This window comes from Desulfobacula sp., assembly GCF_030611305.1.
Taxonomy (GTDB): domain Bacteria; phylum Desulfobacterota; class Desulfobacteria; order Desulfobacterales; family Desulfobacteraceae; genus Desulfobacula.
The window spans coordinates 1-15,918 of sequence record NZ_JAUWQB010000077.1 but is presented as its reverse complement, the minus strand read 5'-3'; the positions used below and the strand labels follow the sequence as shown (position 1 = coordinate 15,918).

The following is a 15,918-nucleotide window of genomic DNA, read 5'->3' as shown; positions in this document are numbered from 1 at the left end:
AGTCTCCCAGAACCGGATCATAAAAATATTTATAGAATGCTGGGTCTCAATGAGGAGCCCCTTCCAAGGAAGTTATACAATGCGAAATGAGTAGTGACCATAAATAGTGACCGACTCCCTACCGACGGGTGTCTGTAATTTATTTTGACGAACTTGGGCTAAGGAAAATGTTAAGAAAAACAGGGATCATCCTATTTATTACTTTAAGCATCGTTTGTATAGACTATGCCTTTGCCGATATCTACATGTATGTTGACAGCAGCGGTGTTGTCCATTTTACAAATGTGCCCACATCGTCGAATTATAGATTATACATCAAAGAAAAACCCAAGAAAGTACTGCCTTGGACCAGCACTAAAAAATATGATGATATTATCAAGAAAGCACAAAAAAAATATGGTGTTGAGTTCTCTTTAATTAAAGCCGTGATTAAAGTGGAATCAGGCTTTAATCCAAAAGCTGTCTCAAAAAAAGGAGCAAAGGGCCTGATGCAGATTATGCCGGGCAATTTAAAAACCCTTTTTGTAAAAGACCCGTTTAACCCTTTACAGAATATCATGGGGGGAACGCTTTATCTTCGGCGGCTTTTAAGGAGATATGAGTACAAACTGCCCCTGGTTCTTGCGGCTTATAATGCAGGACCCGAGGTGGTTGATAAGCATAAACGGATTCCACCATATAGAGAAACGCAGGATTATGTCAGAAAAGTAATGGAAATCTATAGCCAGTATAAAAAATCCTGATTAGCTGCTAAAAGTCTTTTTGAATTTCTTTTATAAATTTTATCAGCTTATCTCTCATATCCGGTCTTTCAAGGGCAAATGCCAGGTTGGCCATCTGAAAGCCCGCCTTGTCACCACAATCAAATCGTTTCCCCTTAAATTTGTATCCGTAGATCGGCTGTTCCTTAAGAAGGGCTTTCATGGCATCGGTGAGCTGGATTTCTCCGCCGGCCCCTCTTTTTTTTCTCCCTAAATACTCAAAAATTTTAGGGGTTAGAATATAACGGCCGATAATGGCGAGATTGGATGGCGCCTCATCAGGCTTCGGTTTTTCCACCATATCGTTGATTTTAACAATATCTTCTTCCACCAGTTTGGCATCAAGGATACCGTATTTATCTGTCTGGTCTTTTTCAACTTCCATGACAGCTGCCATGGAGGCCCTTAATCTGTCAAATTTTTTTACCATTTCAGAGAGGACTGGTTTGTCTGTCTGGATAAGGTCGTCCGCCAAAAGAACGGCAAATGGTTCATCACCGACAATATCCCTTGCACACCAGATAGCATGACCAAGGCCCAAGGGTTGATTCTGCCGGGTATAAATAATGGTTCCGGTTTTTGGAACAAGCTCCTGGATTTGTTTTAAAAGATCATCTTTTCCCTTTTCCTTGAGTGCGTGTTCAATTTCAAAAGATCTGTCAAAATGATCTTCCAAAGCTTTTTTCCCACGGCCTGTAACAAAAATAATATGTTCTATACCGGCCTCAAAGGCTTCTTCAACAGCGTATTGGATAATGGGTTTGTCAACAACCGGGAGCATTTCTTTTGCCATGGCTTTGGTGGCGGGTATAAATCGAGTCCCAAGTCCGGCTACAGGGAAAACAGCCTTTTTGATTTTCATGAAAACTCCTTTGGATGATTTAGTGATTTATGCTTAACTAAGTATGGTGCTCAAAATTCTATTCTATTGTTATTTATTTTGAAAATAATTATATGTCAAATTTATTTTAATTAAAGATTTATGATATTCATGGCAATGAATGAGTTGCCCAATCGTAATTGGTTTGTAATCGTTTGACATCATTGATTTTTTTTTGTATAGTCCACAATTTTAAACGATCATGATAACTTTAGATAAGGAAGTTTTAATGACTGATACAACCCAAAAAACATCTGAAATACCGCCGGAGCAGCTTAGCTTAAGGAGTAAGTTTCAGTTTGAGTGCCATAAAGGTATCAAATGTTTTACAGATTGCTGCCGGGGAATTGATATTATGCTTACCCCATACGATATTTTAACCATGCGCAAAAAACTGGAAATAACTTCCGATGAGTTTCTTGCTGAATTTACCGCACCGCAACTTCTTGAGAAGGGAAGCCTTCCTGTGGTGACGCTTAAACTTCTGGATGATGAAAGAAAATCATGTCCCTTTGTTGACGACAAGGAAGGATGCGCTATTTATGAAGATCGTCCCACCACCTGTAGATATTATCCTTTAGGGGTCGGATCTTTAAGCTATTCCGGAGAGAATGGTGAAAAAGATGAATTCTATTTTACGGTGAAAGAAGCCCACTGCCTGGGGTTTGATGAAAAGAAGGAATGGACGGTTGCCGAATGGAGGGAAGACCAGGGTGTTGACCTTCGGGATGAAGTCAATGACGGCTGGATGGAGTTGATCGTCAGGAAAAAATCATTGCCTGACAGTATGAAACTTTCCGAAGAGAGCAAAAGGATGTTTTTCCTGGTTTGCTATAATATTGATAAGTTCAGAGAATTTGTATTTAACAGCAGCTTCCTTGAAAGATACGATTTTCAAAAGGAAAAAATTGAAGAAATTAAAAATGATGATATCAAATTGCTGCAGTTTGGATTTAACTGGCTTAAAGCCAGCTTTTTTCAAACAGGGCAGGAAGAATTTCAAGTAAAAGAAAAAAAGTAAATCATACCTGAATTCAGACAGGCCATGCCGGGAACAGCATGGCCTGTCTGGTTTTAGTAATTATACCACAGATCTTTTTGGAATTTTAGGTTATTCAGCCTCTCTTCAATATCCACCTTAAAGAATGAACCAATCGGTTCAAAGATTTCCGGGTTAGTGGCCTGGATGGTTTTTGCCGCATCCCAAAGAACATGAAAACCTTTTTGGGTCATTTTTCCCAAGGGTCTGCGACAGGGCCCCCCCGGCATTCCCAATAACTGCATCAGAGTTTTTAAAGGAAGCGGATTCCTTGCACGGCAAGTGACCGCTCCGAATTCGGATTCTTCCTGTGTGGTCACTACAACAAGGTCAAGCAGGGGTTTTAAGGCTGTCTGAATCTTCATGGCCCCATCCGTATCTCCCTGGTTGAGCTGTGAGATCATCTGTGTAAGAAATTTGGGTGCAATATTGGCCATCACTGAAATTGCCCCGCATGCCTTGATTTCAGGATCTGTCATAATATCATAAATCAATGCATCATCTCCGGAGAATATTTTAAAGTCATTTCCACAGTATTTCCGAGTAAGTTTCATATTTTCAAGATTGCCCGTAGCTTCTTTTACACAGGATATATTCGGGAAGTTCTTTGCCAGGATGGCAAGATCCTGGGGCAGCATCTGGGCACCGGTTCTGCCCGGAATAATATAGGGGATAATGTTGACATCAGGGTAACGTCCTGCAACTATTTCATAATATTCCTTCCTGATTTCAAGGGAGCTGGGTCCGTTATAATATGGGTCCACCATAAGGACTGCATCAACCTCTTCTTTGGCAGCATGGCCTGCCGCTTCCAGGGCTTCGTCAGTATTATTGCTGCCTGTCCCGGCAATTCTAAGGCATTTGTCTTTTGCAAGTTGTGCAACCCGGGCAATCACATGATCGTGTTCTTTCCATTTGAATGTGGGGCTTTCACCTGTTGTTCCTGTTGCAAGTATTCCTGTGATACCATTTTCAATCTGAAAGTTGACAAGTTGTTCAAGGCCTTCCTGATCAAGCTCTCCTGCTTGGTTAAAAGGGGTGATTAATGCTGTATAGCATCCTGATTTCATATCTTACTCCTGCCGTGTAATAAATTATTTTTCAATAGATTTTTCCTATACTCACTGCTATCACAAGTCTTAATTTGGTTCAAGCCAAAATATGAATTGCTGATTATTTTCACTGGTCCCGGCAGTTCAGTGTTTGATTTTTTTTATATTCTCTTGACAAACAAGGCTTTCCTGTCCTAAATATGAAACTTAAACTCCTGAATAGTGTGTCAGATTTGTTCAATTTATTGTTGGATGCGCAGCAATTTCTCTTTACTCTGTTGCGATGACATCACATATTTTTCCGGGCGTTTTAAAAACAGCTATATTTTTGGCAACGACTCTATGAAAGGAGAATTTTCAAAATGCAGACTATTTATGAATTTTTTAAGTGGAAGTTGTTAACCGTTTTTGTTGTGTTTTTATTGATCGGGGGGGGTAGCGCATCGGCGGATGAAAACAAAACATTTTCTCGCATATCCTTAAATGAAATTTTGGAGGATGTGATCAAGACCAGCCCGGAAATTCTGGAAGCCCAGGAGCGCTATCGCAGCGTCGTGGAAGAACGGTCTATCGCCACCAGCGGATACCGGCCAAAAATAGGAGCAGAACTGACTGCCGGCCCGGAAGTAACGGACGGCGTGGATACCAATGACCAACGGGAAGAGTTGTTTGCTTCTACTGCGACGTTGTATGCCCGCCAAAACATATTCAACGGGGGAAAGACGGCTGCATTTGTCGAGGAAACCGATGCCCGGATTCTTGCAGCTGCCTATGAAGTAATAACCGTTGCCAATAGAGTCTTTTTGGAAACCTCCGAAGCCTATATCAATGTGTTGAAAACTCGCGAACTATTAGAATTGTCAAAGGAAAACGTAATGACCCAGGAAAAAATTCTGGGACAGGTCAAAGAAAAAACAATTGCAGGGTTTACCCGACTCTCCGACTTAAGCAATTCAAAAGCCCGGTTGTCTCTGGCCAAAGGTAATCATATTTCCACACAGCAGGATTTGAGCCAGGCGGTTGTCAAGTTTCACCGTCAGTTTGGCCGTCTGATAAAACCTGAGCAGTTTATTATGCCCACGCCTGTGTTTAAAATACCGGATACGGTTGATAAAACCGTGGATATGGGTTTGCGCCACCATCCCGCCCTTGAAGTGGCAAAATATAATATTCATGCACGCAAGTATGCCTATGAAAAATCAGAAGCAGATTACTGGCCAACCCTGGACCTGGAATTAAAAGCCCAGTACCGTAATGATGTTAATGGAGATGATGGTGATACAATGCAAGCCTCCGCCATGCTGAAACTGAATTATTTATTTTATGACGGCGGTGTACGGGATGGTGAGAAAGGCAACAAATACAGACAGCTGCGAAAGGAATATCAACGCGCTTATACCGAACGCCGGAATGTCAACCAGGCTGTCAGACTGGCCTGGAATATTTATGAGGCGGAGAACCTTAAAAAGGATTTCTTGAATGACCATGTGGACCTGAGTGCCGAAACATTATCCGCTTTTAAAGATGAGTATCATACAGGACGGAGAACACTGCTTGATATTCTTGATATGGAGAACGAGTATAATGCGGCCAAGGTCGCCAACACAGAATCAGACTATATGAACCTGGTGGCCTATTATCGGATTTTCCAGGCAACCGGGGTATTAATTCACGAATTTGATATAAGCCTGTTAGAAGAGATGCATCTCCCGTCTGAAAAGCCGTATGACCTGGAAGAGTATGAGGACGACCTGGACCCAAACCGGGATGTCGATATTGTCGTAGATGTCAGCGATCAGTGTGACAATTCGATCAAAGGCAGTACGGTTCTCCCTTTTGGGTGTGTTGAAGGAATGCTTGTCCCGATAGGTTACCAGGAACCTGAAGCCCCTGGTCCGTATATTTTACCTAAAGAGGAAGAAGGGATTCTTAAAATTGACAAGACTAAAAAGGTACAATCCATCCATCTGAATACCATTCATTTCCATTTTGATTCTGCCGTATTAACAGATGAGGCACTGGAATTACTCGGACCTATTGCCGAACAATTGATTGAGGCATCTGAATTTATGATTGAGGTAATTGGACATACAGACAGTACTGGAAGCATCGAGTACAACCAGAACCTTTCTGAGGCAAGGGCGCAGAGCGTCTATGAGGAACTGAAAAAAGCAGGAATTAGTGAGGACAGACTTTTATCAAGCGGGAAAGGTGAACTTGAACCTGTTGCAACTAATGAAACAGCGGAAGGGAGACAGAAAAACCGCCGGACTGAATTCAAGTTGACCCAGTAACTTCCGGTTGAGGCACAGTATTAAATATGTTGTGATATTGTTGAGCCTTCTGGCTCTGGCAGTTTTTGCCGGGACTTCTACCAGGTTTTTTGTACCTGAAAACCTGGTAGATAATTTTAGCAGGAAATACGGTGAGCAGGCCGTCAGACGTTTAAACAGCCTATTGTTGCAGATGGAGGAGCTGATTAAATTACCGGAAGATCAAATCGTTATTAGGGTAAACAGGTTCTTTAACCAGCTGGAATATTGTCCTGATATCAAAACATGGAACAAGAAGGACTATTGGGCCAGCCGTCTAGAGTTTCTCGGTAAGGGCCAGGGGGATTGTGAAGATTATGCCGTGGCCAAATTTCTGACCATGGTGCAGCTGGGTGTTCCAGAGGAAAAATTATTTTTAACATATGTTAAGGCGGTCGGTTACCCGGACGCAGCTCACCTTGTAGTGACCTACTATAAGGAACCGGGTACCGTGCCTTTCGTCCTTGACAACTACATCAAAAAAATTCTGCCCGCCACCCAGCGGCCGGACCTTATCCCGGTATACAGTTTTACTGCTAGTGATCTTTATATCCAGAAACAATATGGCCTTGGCAAGCGTATTAACCGGAAATTGTTAAAAACCCAACTCAGTTTAAAAACGATTGATTTGGAAATTCAGGAGAGGGAAAATTGAGTCTTTTAAAGCAAATACAGCTATTAGTGACCTTGTTGCTGCTGATCACGCTGATCATCGTATTGAGGATCAATTTTAACACAGCGCGGGACTTTACTGCAAATCAATCATATCTCAACGCAAAAAATCTTGCCAATGTCCTTGCCCTGTCATTTAGTTCAAGACCGTCGGATGATGTTTTTGTGAAAACCAGCATCAATGCAATGTTTGACGGTGGATATTACGAATCCATAACACTAGTCCACCGGGACGGCAATGTGATTTACAAGAAGAGTGAAGCATTGACGGTTTATGGTGTGCCTGCTTTTTTCTTAAATCATATAGACCTGATCATACCTGTGGCAGAAGCTCAAGTGATGGACGGGTGGTCTGTTTTTGGCACGCTTCAGATTAAGGGTCACCCCGGTCAGTCATATAAAAAACTATGGGAAATACTTAAGCAGCTTTGTCTGCAATTTCTTTTGCTTGGCAGTATTGTTATTTTTATAAATTATCTCGGCTTGCGCCATCTTTTAAGAGCGCTGGAAAAAATCAAGCTCCAGGCTCAGAAAATCAGCAACAACGAATTTATTATCAATCCGGATATTCCGAAAACCCCCGAGTTGAAAAAAGTTGTACTCGCCATGAACATCATGGTCCAAAAAGTGGAATCGATCTTTAATCGCCATCTCGAAAGCCTGACTCGTTACCAGGAATTACGTTATAAAGATCATATTACCGGACTTCATAATCGTCCATTTTTTGTAAAACAGCTTGCCCATTTTATAAAAAACCGCGGGGAAAAAGCCCAGGGTCAGGTTATCATGCTGGGGTTGACCGAAATGGAAGGAATTGAACTTTCCGGGGATCGGCCCCTTACCCATAAAATTTTCAAGCATCTGGCAAAAATACTAAAAAAAGAAACAGAGTCCGTAGAGGATGCTCTGGTGGCCAGGTTGCCCCGGCGGGAATTTGGTATAATTCTACCGGATAGTAGATCGGAAAAAGGCCTGGCAATTGCCAAAGCAGTCATAAGTAATTTTATAGCAGGATTAAGTCATGAAAAGGCTCTCCCCGACTCCATAGAGGTTTATGGCGGTCTGGCATCTTACAAATACGAGGATGATTTGAGCACGGTTCTTTCCAAAGCAGACTATGCCCTGTCAAAGGCCCGGACCGGATTGAACGGGACGGTTAAAAGTTTCAGGGAGGAGCAGTCCCAGGCTGCGATCGGCAAGGCGGCGTGGAAAACGTTAATTGAAGAGGCCTTTTCTGAAAACCGTTTTTTTCTGACAGCTCAGCCTGTAATGTCTGGTGCGGATGAATTCCATCGAGAAGTTTTTGTCAACATGGTTGACCGGCAAGGTGTTCAGTATCGTGCTGGATTGTTTATACCCATGGTAGTGACGCTTGGGCTGGCAAGCCGACTTGACCAATATCTTCTGGAGCAGTCGGACCGATATCTTTCGATCAATCCTGAACATGCCCTGGCAGTCAATATCACTACTGAATTTTGCCGGGATCGTTTGGCCTGCCTCTGGCTCAGGAAATTTTTAATGGAACACAAATCCCTGAAGGACCGCCTTGTTTTTGAGATTCATGAAACCACACTGATCCGGTACCCTGAAATCTTCATTGATTTTGTCGGGTTAATCACGGGGATGGGTTTCAAATTCGGCTTAGACCAGTACACCATGCATGATGCATCGCTCAGCCATCTCAAGAAGATAAAGCCCCATTATATTAAAATTGAGCGGGACTATCTGGAAGTATTTGATGATCCTGAAAAAGTTGATATGGTCCTGAATGCGCTTTTCACAATCAGCGCCAGCCTGGGCATCAAATTGATTGCAACAAAAATTGAAAACGAAGCACAGCGGCTGGTACTCGCCGATAGAAATATAAACTATTTCCAGGGGTATGGCATTGCAGGGATTGCTCCTTTGAGAGACAAAAATGAGTGATACGCTTTCTACCGATCCCCTGATGCAGTGTCTGGTGATACTCACAAAGCTGAACCATAAACCAACCTCTGCAGAAGTTCTGGCCTCTGGTCTTCCCTTTGAGCCGAGGAGTGAGAAGCAAAGACTCTTCAGTATTGATAACCCAAAGGCAAATTTTTCACGGGCTGCAGAAAAAGTCGGGTTTCTTTCACAATTACAGAGGCGCGAATTAAAGGATATCCCTTCCCTTGTGCTGCCGGTAATCCTTACCCTGAAAGGCGACAATGCCTGTGTCCTTCTGGAAATCAACCGCAAGGACAAAACCGCACAGGTGATCATCCCTTCCCTGGATGAGGCCCCTGTTCAGGTGAACATGGAAAAACTGGAACAAGGATATCTCGGCTATGTATTTTTTTTGAAACGAAAATATGAAGGATTCGGCCAGGAGCAGTTAACCGGGGAGTTTATAAAACGGAAAAACTGGTTTTTCGGCACCCTCATGAAATTCAAGGGGATATACGGGCGGGTCCTGCTGGCAACATTCCTTGTGAATCTCTTCGTGATTGCAGGCCCTATTTTTACGTTGAACGTCTATGACCGCATTATTCCTCACAATGCCATTGACACCCTCTGGGTGCTGGCCGCCGGTGTCGGTCTCATTTATATTTTTGATTTTATCCTCAAGCATATCAGGACCTATTTTCTGGAAAATGCCGCCAGACGAAGTGACGTCATTTTGTCTTCCATGCTCTTTGAGCAGGCCATGAACCTGAAACTTGAAAACAGACCCCGCTCTGTGGGGGCTTTTTCAAGTATCATAAGGGAACTTGACGGCATCCGGTCATTTTTCGCATCCGGTGCTATTACGGCGTTTATTGACCTTCCCTTTGCAGCTGTTTTTCTCCTGGTAATTTATTCCATCAATAATATCATTGTGTTGATCCCGCTGGCGGCAATCCTTCTTATTTTGCTTCTCAGTATTCCCATGAGGCATTCCATCCAGAAAGTCATCGACAGCACCCACGAGGCAACCCATCAGCGAAACAGCATCCTGGTCGAATCTTTGGCCAATCTTGAGACCATCAAGGCATTTAATGCCGGCAGTTCCATGCAGTGGCACTGGGAAGAGAGCAGCGGGTTCATCGCAGGCAAAACCCAGCGCTCCCGGGTTCGGTCCGGTTCACTTGCCACCATGTCCGGCTCTATCTCACAGTGCTGCAGTGTGGCCATTATTATTGCGGGCGTTTACCTGATCAAGGAAAGAGAGTTGACCATGGGTGGACTTATCGCGATCAACATTCTTTCTTCACGCAGTATTGCACCCTTTTCCCAGGCGATTTCACTGCTGTTGAACTTCGGACAGATGAAAGCCGGGCTCAAATCCCTGAACGAGTTTATGGAAAAGGAAATAGAACGTCCTGAAAAAAAGAAGTTTCTCCATCGGCCAATTCTTCGGGGGAAAATCGAGTTCAAGGATGTGGGTTTCAATTACCCGGAAGAACAGAACAAAGCCATATCCAATATCAGTTTTCACATCAATCCCGGCGAAAGGGTCGGGATCATCGGTGCGGTGGGCTCGGGGAAATCCACCATCGGCAAGCTCCTGCTCGGTCTGTTTGATCCCGGTGAAGGAGCCATCTTTATTGACGGGCTTGATATAAAGCAGATTGATCCGGCTGACCTGCGTCATAATTTCAGCTATATACCCCAGGATGTCATTCTTTTTTCCGGAACGGTACGGGACAACATCACACTCAAGTCCCCCCATGCCGGTGACAATGAGATCATTAACGCAGCAAAAATCGGTAACGTTGACACTTTCACCGACCGTCATCCCATGGGTATGGATCTCCAGGTGGGAGAAAGAGGATTCGCCCTGTCCGGTGGACAGCGGCAATCGGTTGCCGTGGCCATGGCCTTTATTAATGAAAGTCCTGTGGTTCTGCTTGACGAGCCAACCAATGCCATGGATTTCAATACGGAAAATCAGGTTATTTCGAACCTGACCAGGGTTACCAAAGGCAAAACAACCCTCATCATAACGCATAAACCGTCTATTCTGAAGATTGTTGACCGTATTCTGGTCATGGATAAGGGAAGACTCGTCATGGATGGTCCAAAGGAAGAGATTTTTGCGAAACTTGGAGGGAAAGTCAAGTGAGCGTTGATAAGGATTCCGTCAAAAAGGTTGCGTCCGGGCGATTGCCGGAACAGTTCCATAAAAAATACAGCCAAAACGATATCCGGTTTATGAACAGCCTGAGTGCGGCGATTCTGTCGGACAGCCCTGCCAGGACGAACATCCTGCTGTATGCCGTAGCCATTGTGATTATTTCTCTGATCGCATGGGCAAATTATGCTGAAATCGATGAGAGAACCCAGGGAAGCGGAAGGATGATCCCTTCCCAGCAGATCCAGGTGGTGCAGAATCTGGAAGGCGGGATTATTAAAGAAATCAGGGTGCATGAAGGAGATTCCGTTAAAAAAGGACAGACCCTGGTCATTATTGACAATACCGGCGCCGGAAGTTCCTTTGCAGAGAGTAAATCTGTGATTAATGAGCTTCGGGCACGCGTTGTCCGTTTCCAGGCTGAAGCCGGGATTAAAAGTTTTAAGGCGGGCTCGGCAGGAGCTGCCGATATTAAAGGGTTGCTTGTAAAGGAAAAAAGACTTTACGACACCAACATGATTCGGAAAAAAAGCGAAATCGGGGTCTTGAAACAGCGGCTGAAGCAGCGGAGAATAGAATTGGCAGCTACCCGCCTGGAAATAAAAATCCTGGAATCCAGCCGGGAAATGATGGCCCGGGAAATTGAACTCACCCGGCCCATGTTTGAGAAAAGACTGGTCTCCGAGCTGGAATTTATCCAGCTCAAACAAAAGGTCCTTGATAAGAAGCATGAACATGAAAGCGCGATAAAAAATGCGGAATCTCTGGTATCAAAAACAAAGGAGGCTGAAAACCAGATCCGGGAAATAGAGAGCAGACACCGGGGCGAAGCACAGGAAGAATTAAACAAAGCCCTGGCGGAAATTGAGCGTATGAGGGAAAACCAGGTCGCCATAGAAGACCGGGTCACACGGACCAATGTCCGCTCCCCGGTTGACGGCACGGTCAAGCAACTGATGATTAATACGCTGGGCGGCGTTGTCAGGCCGGGAATGGATATTATAGAGATTGTTCCCCATGAGAAAAGATTATTGGTGGAGGCAAAAATCAGGCCTTCTGACATTGCCTTTCTTTATCCGGGGCTCAAAGCCATCGTAAAGCTGAGTGCCTATGATTTTGCCATTTACGGGGGGCTTGACGGAGCAGTAGTTCATATCAGTGCGGATACCATTACCGATGAGCGCCAGGAGGAATTTTATCTGGTCCGTATTATGACGGAGAAAAATTATCTGGGCACGGAAACAAATAAGAAAAATATCATTGTGGGCATGACCGCCCAGGTGGATATTATTACCGGCAAAAAAACAATTATGCAGTATTTGATGAAACCGATTCTCCGGGCAAAAAACAATGCATTAAGGGAAAGATAAGGTAACAATGCTTATTGTTTACAGCGGCGATGAAACACTTGTTGGACTCTGTGTCGACCTGTTCGGAAAACAGTATAAGACAAGGCACTTGTCCGCTATTCAGGAGTTGATCAATCAGGAGATAACCAGCAAAGATATGTTGATTATCGACCTTGAGTGGTGCCGGGAAAAAGATCTGCCTCAAATCATCTGCCCGACCCTGATCCTTGTCACCGTACCGGTAATTGAACAGGCCATGCGGCTTTTGCGGCGTGGCGTAAGAGCCTATGGCAACAGGCACATGCACGAGGAAAATTTACACCAGGCTGTTTTTGCCCTTAAATCAGGTCAGATATGGCTGCCCCCTGCCATCGTCAACCGGATGATTACAGCTTTGCCCGCCAATAAAAGCGAAAAAAAAGAAGAACCATGGCTGAAAGACTTAACCTTGCGGGAAGCAGAAGTGGCCAAATGGCTGGTCAACGGGTTGTCAAACAGGGAGATCGGCGAAAAGATGTTCATCTCCATTCGTACGGTTAAGGCCCACCTCACATCCATCTTCAAAAAAACAGGCTGCCGGGACCGACTTGAGCTGGCTACCCGGATGAAATAGAAAGTGCATGCTTAAGTTTTTTTGCAGTAATAACTAATTATGCAACAGAAACCATATAGTCCAACTGTTTTTGTGTAAGTAAATAAGTACGTATTCCCGGGCTTCCTTTCATCGGGAAAATTAATTTTGGGATTATTCAGTTGACATCAGTAAAATTCGTTTGTATAGTACGAATATGATTGATCGAAACTTGCATAAAAAGCTTAATACTTTGTTGGATTTTTTTCCGGCTGTTATTATTCTTGGCGTACGTCAGTGCGGAAAAACCACCCTTGCAAAAATGATCAGGCCTGAATGGGCATATTTTGATCTTGAGCGCTTTCAGGACTTTGAATTTATCTCGCGGGATTTTGAATTTTTCATTAAGGAAAATCCCCATTCAATTATTATTGATGAAGTCCAGCAATATCCGGAACTGTTTTCACATCTACGCGGTGTTATTGACAGGGACAGAAAAGTTAAAAACCGTTTTATTCTTACAGGTTCCAGTTCTCTTGATCTGATAAAAAATGTATCCCAGAGCCTGGCAGGCAGGGTCGGTGTTATTGAGTTAAACACCCTTAAAGCCAATGAGATAAATTCTCATCCCTTGTCTGATTTTTACAAAATTTTTGACAAGCCTCTTGGATCAAATTCCCTTGGAGAAATAAAAAAGCTTAAGCCAACATTAAGTCACAATCAAGTCATGGATGCTTTTTTGATGGGTGGATATCCTGAGCCAATATTGGAAAATGATCGGTTCTTTTATGCTACCTGGATGGAGAATTATTTCCAGACTTATGTTCAAAGAGATATCAGATCACTTTTTCCCAGGCTTGATTTAATTAAATATCAACGCTTTATTTCAATGCTTTCTGCACTGAGCGGCACCATAATAAATCGTTCCCAGACAGGAAGATCATTAAATATCAGCGAAAAATCAATCCGGGATTATCTTGATATTGTACAGGGCAGCTATATTTGGCGTAACATTTCCAGCTATGCCAGGGACAGCCAGCGATCTTTAACTAAAATGCCAAGGGGAAATTTTCAGGATAGCGGTTTATCTCACTTTCTCCAGCGAGTGACCAATCGGGAACAATTAATGAATTATTCCAATGTGGGCGCAAGTTTTGAAGCTTTTATAATTGAAGAAATTATCAGGGGAATTGAAGCTACCCATTGTACAAACTGGAACTATTCTTATTATAGAACAAGAAACGGAGCTGAAATTGATTTGATTCTACAAGGCCCGTTTGGAATTCTGCCCATTGAGATTAAATTTGGAACCAGAGTTAAAATGCAGCAGATTCAGACCTTGAAAAAATTTGTTAAGGACAATGAACTGCCTCTTGGTATATTAATAAATAATGGTGAGCAAGTCCAAATGATTGCAGACAAGATTATTCAACTCCCTGCTGTTTATATATAGACACATCATCTTAGCTGTGAACCCTTCTATGTCTTTTAAATATCCATAACTGGCTGCCGGATATTTCATGATCCCAAACCCCGGAAGATATGAATCTGTCGGGTCTTAGATTACACCCGTTAAAAGGGGATTTAAAACAATTCTGGGCGGTTATCAGAGAACTTTGTCTTGAACCTTTGGGATTAACAGTTACCGAGGCAGCCAAGGGGCGTGTGTATCAAGAAAAACTTTTATTCATTATGCGATTATGTTATAGTCGTAAAATGATAGTGTGCCAATGTCAATTTCAAAACCTGTGTTATAATTTGTTCAAAAAAATAATAAAACAGGAGATAAAGCCACAATGAAGGATGAAGAGATGAGAAAGGCTGTTGGCAATAAGTTAAGGCATTACGCAGACAAACCGATATGACCGAGCTGCACAATAGCAAATTCATAAAACGATTCAGGGAACTTGAACATTTTGATACTGAAGAACAGGATGCGGTTCTTAAAATACTGGATGCCATGATCATGAAGAACAAAATGACAGATGTCATGTCAATGGATGCAAAATGACAGGAGATAAAAATATGCAGACCGAAGGGATAAAACAAGAAGCTTACAAAATATTAAACCAACTTCCGGACCAGGCCACCTGGGATGACCTGATGCACCAGATTTATGTCCGTCAAACCATTGAAGCAGGCATAAAGGACAGTGATGAAGGTCGCACCATGGATGTCAAAGACGTCCGTAAAAAGTTTGGTTTAACAAAATGAGAGTTCTCTGGACCGAGAACGCTATTGATCATCTTGCCAATATCTACGAATACATAGCGTTCAACTCTCCAACCTATGCCAGGCATATGATTGACAGGATCACCCGGCGTACCGAACAGATTGCCGAACATAACCTGTCCGGCAGAAAGGTGCCCGAGTATGATGCCGATAATATCAGGGAACTGATTGAAAAACCATACCGGATTATCTATCGGATCAAGCCGGACCAGATTGATGTTATTGCCGTGATTCACGGGGCACGGCTGATGCCTGAGGGGTTATAAAGCAAATGCCGTCACCCTCACATTTATACAAAAGTTTTTAGATCATAATATCCCATGCTTTATTTTTTGATATAGGGTAATAAAAATTAGAATTGCTTCAGCAAAAAAAAAGATTCCGATCACTTTATACTTAAGTACGGTCAATGGAATTGAAACAGCGCGTTATAAACTATTGTCTCTTCCATTATACCTTGTTGAAGCCTTGCCAGGGATTTTTCATGAAATCAGGATGACGTCCGGTTAAAAACTATTTCAGACCCATAAAAGGGGATTTAAAACAATTCTGGGCGGTTGATGTTTCGGGAAACTGGCGGGTGATTTTCCGATTTGAAAACAATAAGGCCGCAGATGTAGATTATAAAGACTATCATTAAGGAGAAAATAAAATGGTTATGCACAATCCACCACATCCTGGCAAGGTTATCAAAGAACTTTGTCTTGAACCTTTGGGCTTAACAGTTACCGAGGCAGCCAAGGGGCTGTGTGTATCAAGAAAGACATTGTCAGCATTATTAAATGGCCGTTTTGGTATTTCACCGCAAATGGCTATCAGGCTTTCAAAAGCGTTTGGCGGCAGCCCTGAAAGCTGGCTGATCCAGCAGACACATTATGATCTTTGGCACGCCCTGCAACATGAAGACGATATAAAAGTAAAAATATTTGCATAGATTTTAAGTAAAAACAGATAGCATTTTTAAAAAAACCAATT

General features: G+C 43.1%; 15 protein-coding genes and 1 pseudogene. 14 read left to right on the top strand and 2 right to left on the bottom strand.

Annotated elements, in window-relative coordinates; translation table 11 throughout:
• The first annotated feature begins 167 nt into the window (after positions 1-167).
• Positions 168-743 (top strand): lytic transglycosylase domain-containing protein, encoded by a 576-nt coding sequence (locus QAI40_RS13400; protein ID WP_304511677.1) that lies wholly within the window; start codon positions 168-170, stop codon positions 741-743.
• 7 nt (positions 744-750) lie between these two features.
• On the opposite strand, the gene galU is transcribed toward QAI40_RS13400, so the two are convergent.
• Positions 751-1,623: a UTP--glucose-1-phosphate uridylyltransferase GalU gene (gene galU / locus QAI40_RS13395; protein WP_304511676.1), complete on the bottom strand. Its 873-nt coding sequence runs from the start codon at positions 1,621-1,623 to the stop codon at positions 751-753.
• A gap of 247 nt (positions 1,624-1,870) precedes the next feature.
• Between galU and QAI40_RS13390 the strand changes: the two genes are divergently transcribed.
• On the top strand, positions 1,871-2,662 hold the full coding sequence (locus QAI40_RS13390; protein ID WP_304511675.1) for a YkgJ family cysteine cluster protein: 792 nt from the start codon (positions 1,871-1,873) through the stop codon (positions 2,660-2,662).
• Between the two features lie 53 nt (positions 2,663-2,715).
• Here QAI40_RS13390 and dapA read toward each other — a convergent pair whose 3' ends face one another.
• Entirely contained in the window at positions 2,716-3,750 is a 1,035-nt protein-coding gene (gene dapA / locus QAI40_RS13385; protein WP_304511674.1) for a 4-hydroxy-tetrahydrodipicolinate synthase, read from the bottom strand.
• A gap of 344 nt (positions 3,751-4,094) precedes the next feature.
• Between dapA and QAI40_RS13380 the strand changes: the two genes are divergently transcribed.
• The 12 genes and pseudogenes from QAI40_RS13380 to QAI40_RS13330 all read left to right on the top strand — a co-directional run bounded on the left by QAI40_RS13380 (position 4,095) and on the right by QAI40_RS13330 (position 15,877).
• A complete protein-coding gene (locus tag QAI40_RS13380) occupies positions 4,095-6,026 on the top strand; it encodes a TolC family outer membrane protein (RefSeq protein ID WP_304511673.1) in 1,932 nt (643 codons plus the stop codon).
• Between the two features lie 40 nt (positions 6,027-6,066).
• Positions 6,067-6,699: a transglutaminase-like cysteine peptidase gene (locus tag QAI40_RS13375; protein ID WP_304511672.1), complete on the top strand. Its 633-nt coding sequence runs from the start codon at positions 6,067-6,069 to the stop codon at positions 6,697-6,699.
• Positions 6,696-8,642: a bifunctional diguanylate cyclase/phosphodiesterase gene (locus QAI40_RS13370; protein ID WP_304511671.1), complete on the top strand. Its 1,947-nt coding sequence runs from the start codon at positions 6,696-6,698 to the stop codon at positions 8,640-8,642. Before QAI40_RS13375 ends, QAI40_RS13370 begins: the two co-directional genes overlap by 4 nt.
• The gene (locus QAI40_RS13365; RefSeq protein WP_304511670.1) at positions 8,635-10,782 is read left to right on the top strand and encodes a type I secretion system permease/ATPase; all 2,148 of its coding nucleotides are present in this window, start codon (positions 8,635-8,637) and stop codon (positions 10,780-10,782) included. Before QAI40_RS13370 ends, QAI40_RS13365 begins: the two co-directional genes overlap by 8 nt.
• Positions 10,779-12,161 carry an HlyD family type I secretion periplasmic adaptor subunit gene (locus tag QAI40_RS13360; protein WP_304511669.1) on the top strand — a complete coding sequence of 461 codons (1,383 nt, stop codon included), beginning with the start codon at positions 10,779-10,781 and terminating at the stop codon, positions 12,159-12,161. Before QAI40_RS13365 ends, QAI40_RS13360 begins: the two co-directional genes overlap by 4 nt.
• A 7-nt stretch (positions 12,162-12,168) precedes the next feature.
• On the top strand, positions 12,169-12,753 hold the full coding sequence (locus tag QAI40_RS13355; protein WP_304511668.1) for a helix-turn-helix transcriptional regulator: 585 nt from the start codon (positions 12,169-12,171) through the stop codon (positions 12,751-12,753).
• Positions 12,754-12,928: 175 nt separating this feature from the next.
• Positions 12,929-14,164 carry an ATP-binding protein gene (locus tag QAI40_RS13350; protein ID WP_299983989.1) on the top strand — a complete coding sequence of 412 codons (1,236 nt, stop codon included), beginning with the start codon at positions 12,929-12,931 and terminating at the stop codon, positions 14,162-14,164.
• A 408-nt stretch (positions 14,165-14,572) separates the two neighbouring features.
• The gene (locus QAI40_RS13345; protein ID WP_299983987.1) at positions 14,573-14,722 is read left to right on the top strand and encodes a hypothetical protein; all 150 of its coding nucleotides are present in this window, start codon (positions 14,573-14,575) and stop codon (positions 14,720-14,722) included.
• Positions 14,719-14,925 (top strand): hypothetical protein, encoded by a 207-nt coding sequence (locus QAI40_RS13340; RefSeq protein ID WP_299983985.1) that lies wholly within the window; start codon positions 14,719-14,721, stop codon positions 14,923-14,925. Before QAI40_RS13345 ends, QAI40_RS13340 begins: the two co-directional genes overlap by 4 nt.
• Positions 14,922-15,209, top strand: coding sequence for a type II toxin-antitoxin system RelE/ParE family toxin (locus QAI40_RS13335; RefSeq protein WP_299983983.1), 288 nt, complete (start codon positions 14,922-14,924; stop codon positions 15,207-15,209). Before QAI40_RS13340 ends, QAI40_RS13335 begins: the two co-directional genes overlap by 4 nt.
• A gap of 251 nt (positions 15,210-15,460) precedes the next feature.
• Positions 15,461-15,583, top strand: a pseudogene (locus QAI40_RS17195) (type II toxin-antitoxin system RelE/ParE family toxin); the annotation flags it as partial.
• Between the two features lie 12 nt (positions 15,584-15,595).
• Positions 15,596-15,877, top strand: coding sequence for a HigA family addiction module antitoxin (locus QAI40_RS13330; protein WP_299983981.1), 282 nt, complete (start codon positions 15,596-15,598; stop codon positions 15,875-15,877).
• Positions 15,878-15,918 lie beyond the last annotated feature (41 nt).

Coding starts and splice junctions, on each gene's coding strand:
- QAI40_RS13400 (WP_304511677.1), top strand. CDS start 168: ATGTTAAGAAAAACAGGGATCATCCTATTTATTACTTTAAGCATCGTT.
- galU (WP_304511676.1), bottom strand. CDS start 1,623: ATGAAAATCAAAAAGGCTGTTTTCCCTGTAGCCGGACTTGGGACTCGA.
- QAI40_RS13390 (WP_304511675.1), top strand. CDS start 1,871: ATGACTGATACAACCCAAAAAACATCTGAAATACCGCCGGAGCAGCTT.
- dapA (WP_304511674.1), bottom strand. CDS start 3,750: ATGAAATCAGGATGCTATACAGCATTAATCACCCCTTTTAACCAAGCA.
- QAI40_RS13380 (WP_304511673.1), top strand. CDS start 4,095: ATGCAGACTATTTATGAATTTTTTAAGTGGAAGTTGTTAACCGTTTTT.
- QAI40_RS13365 (WP_304511670.1), top strand. CDS start 8,635: ATGAGTGATACGCTTTCTACCGATCCCCTGATGCAGTGTCTGGTGATA.
- QAI40_RS13355 (WP_304511668.1), top strand. CDS start 12,169: ATGCTTATTGTTTACAGCGGCGATGAAACACTTGTTGGACTCTGTGTC.
- QAI40_RS13350 (WP_299983989.1), top strand. CDS start 12,929: ATGATTGATCGAAACTTGCATAAAAAGCTTAATACTTTGTTGGATTTT.
- QAI40_RS13345 (WP_299983987.1), top strand. CDS start 14,573: ATGACCGAGCTGCACAATAGCAAATTCATAAAACGATTCAGGGAACTT.
- QAI40_RS13340 (WP_299983985.1), top strand. CDS start 14,719: ATGACAGGAGATAAAAATATGCAGACCGAAGGGATAAAACAAGAAGCT.
- QAI40_RS13335 (WP_299983983.1), top strand. CDS start 14,922: ATGAGAGTTCTCTGGACCGAGAACGCTATTGATCATCTTGCCAATATC.
- QAI40_RS13330 (WP_299983981.1), top strand. CDS start 15,596: ATGGTTATGCACAATCCACCACATCCTGGCAAGGTTATCAAAGAACTT.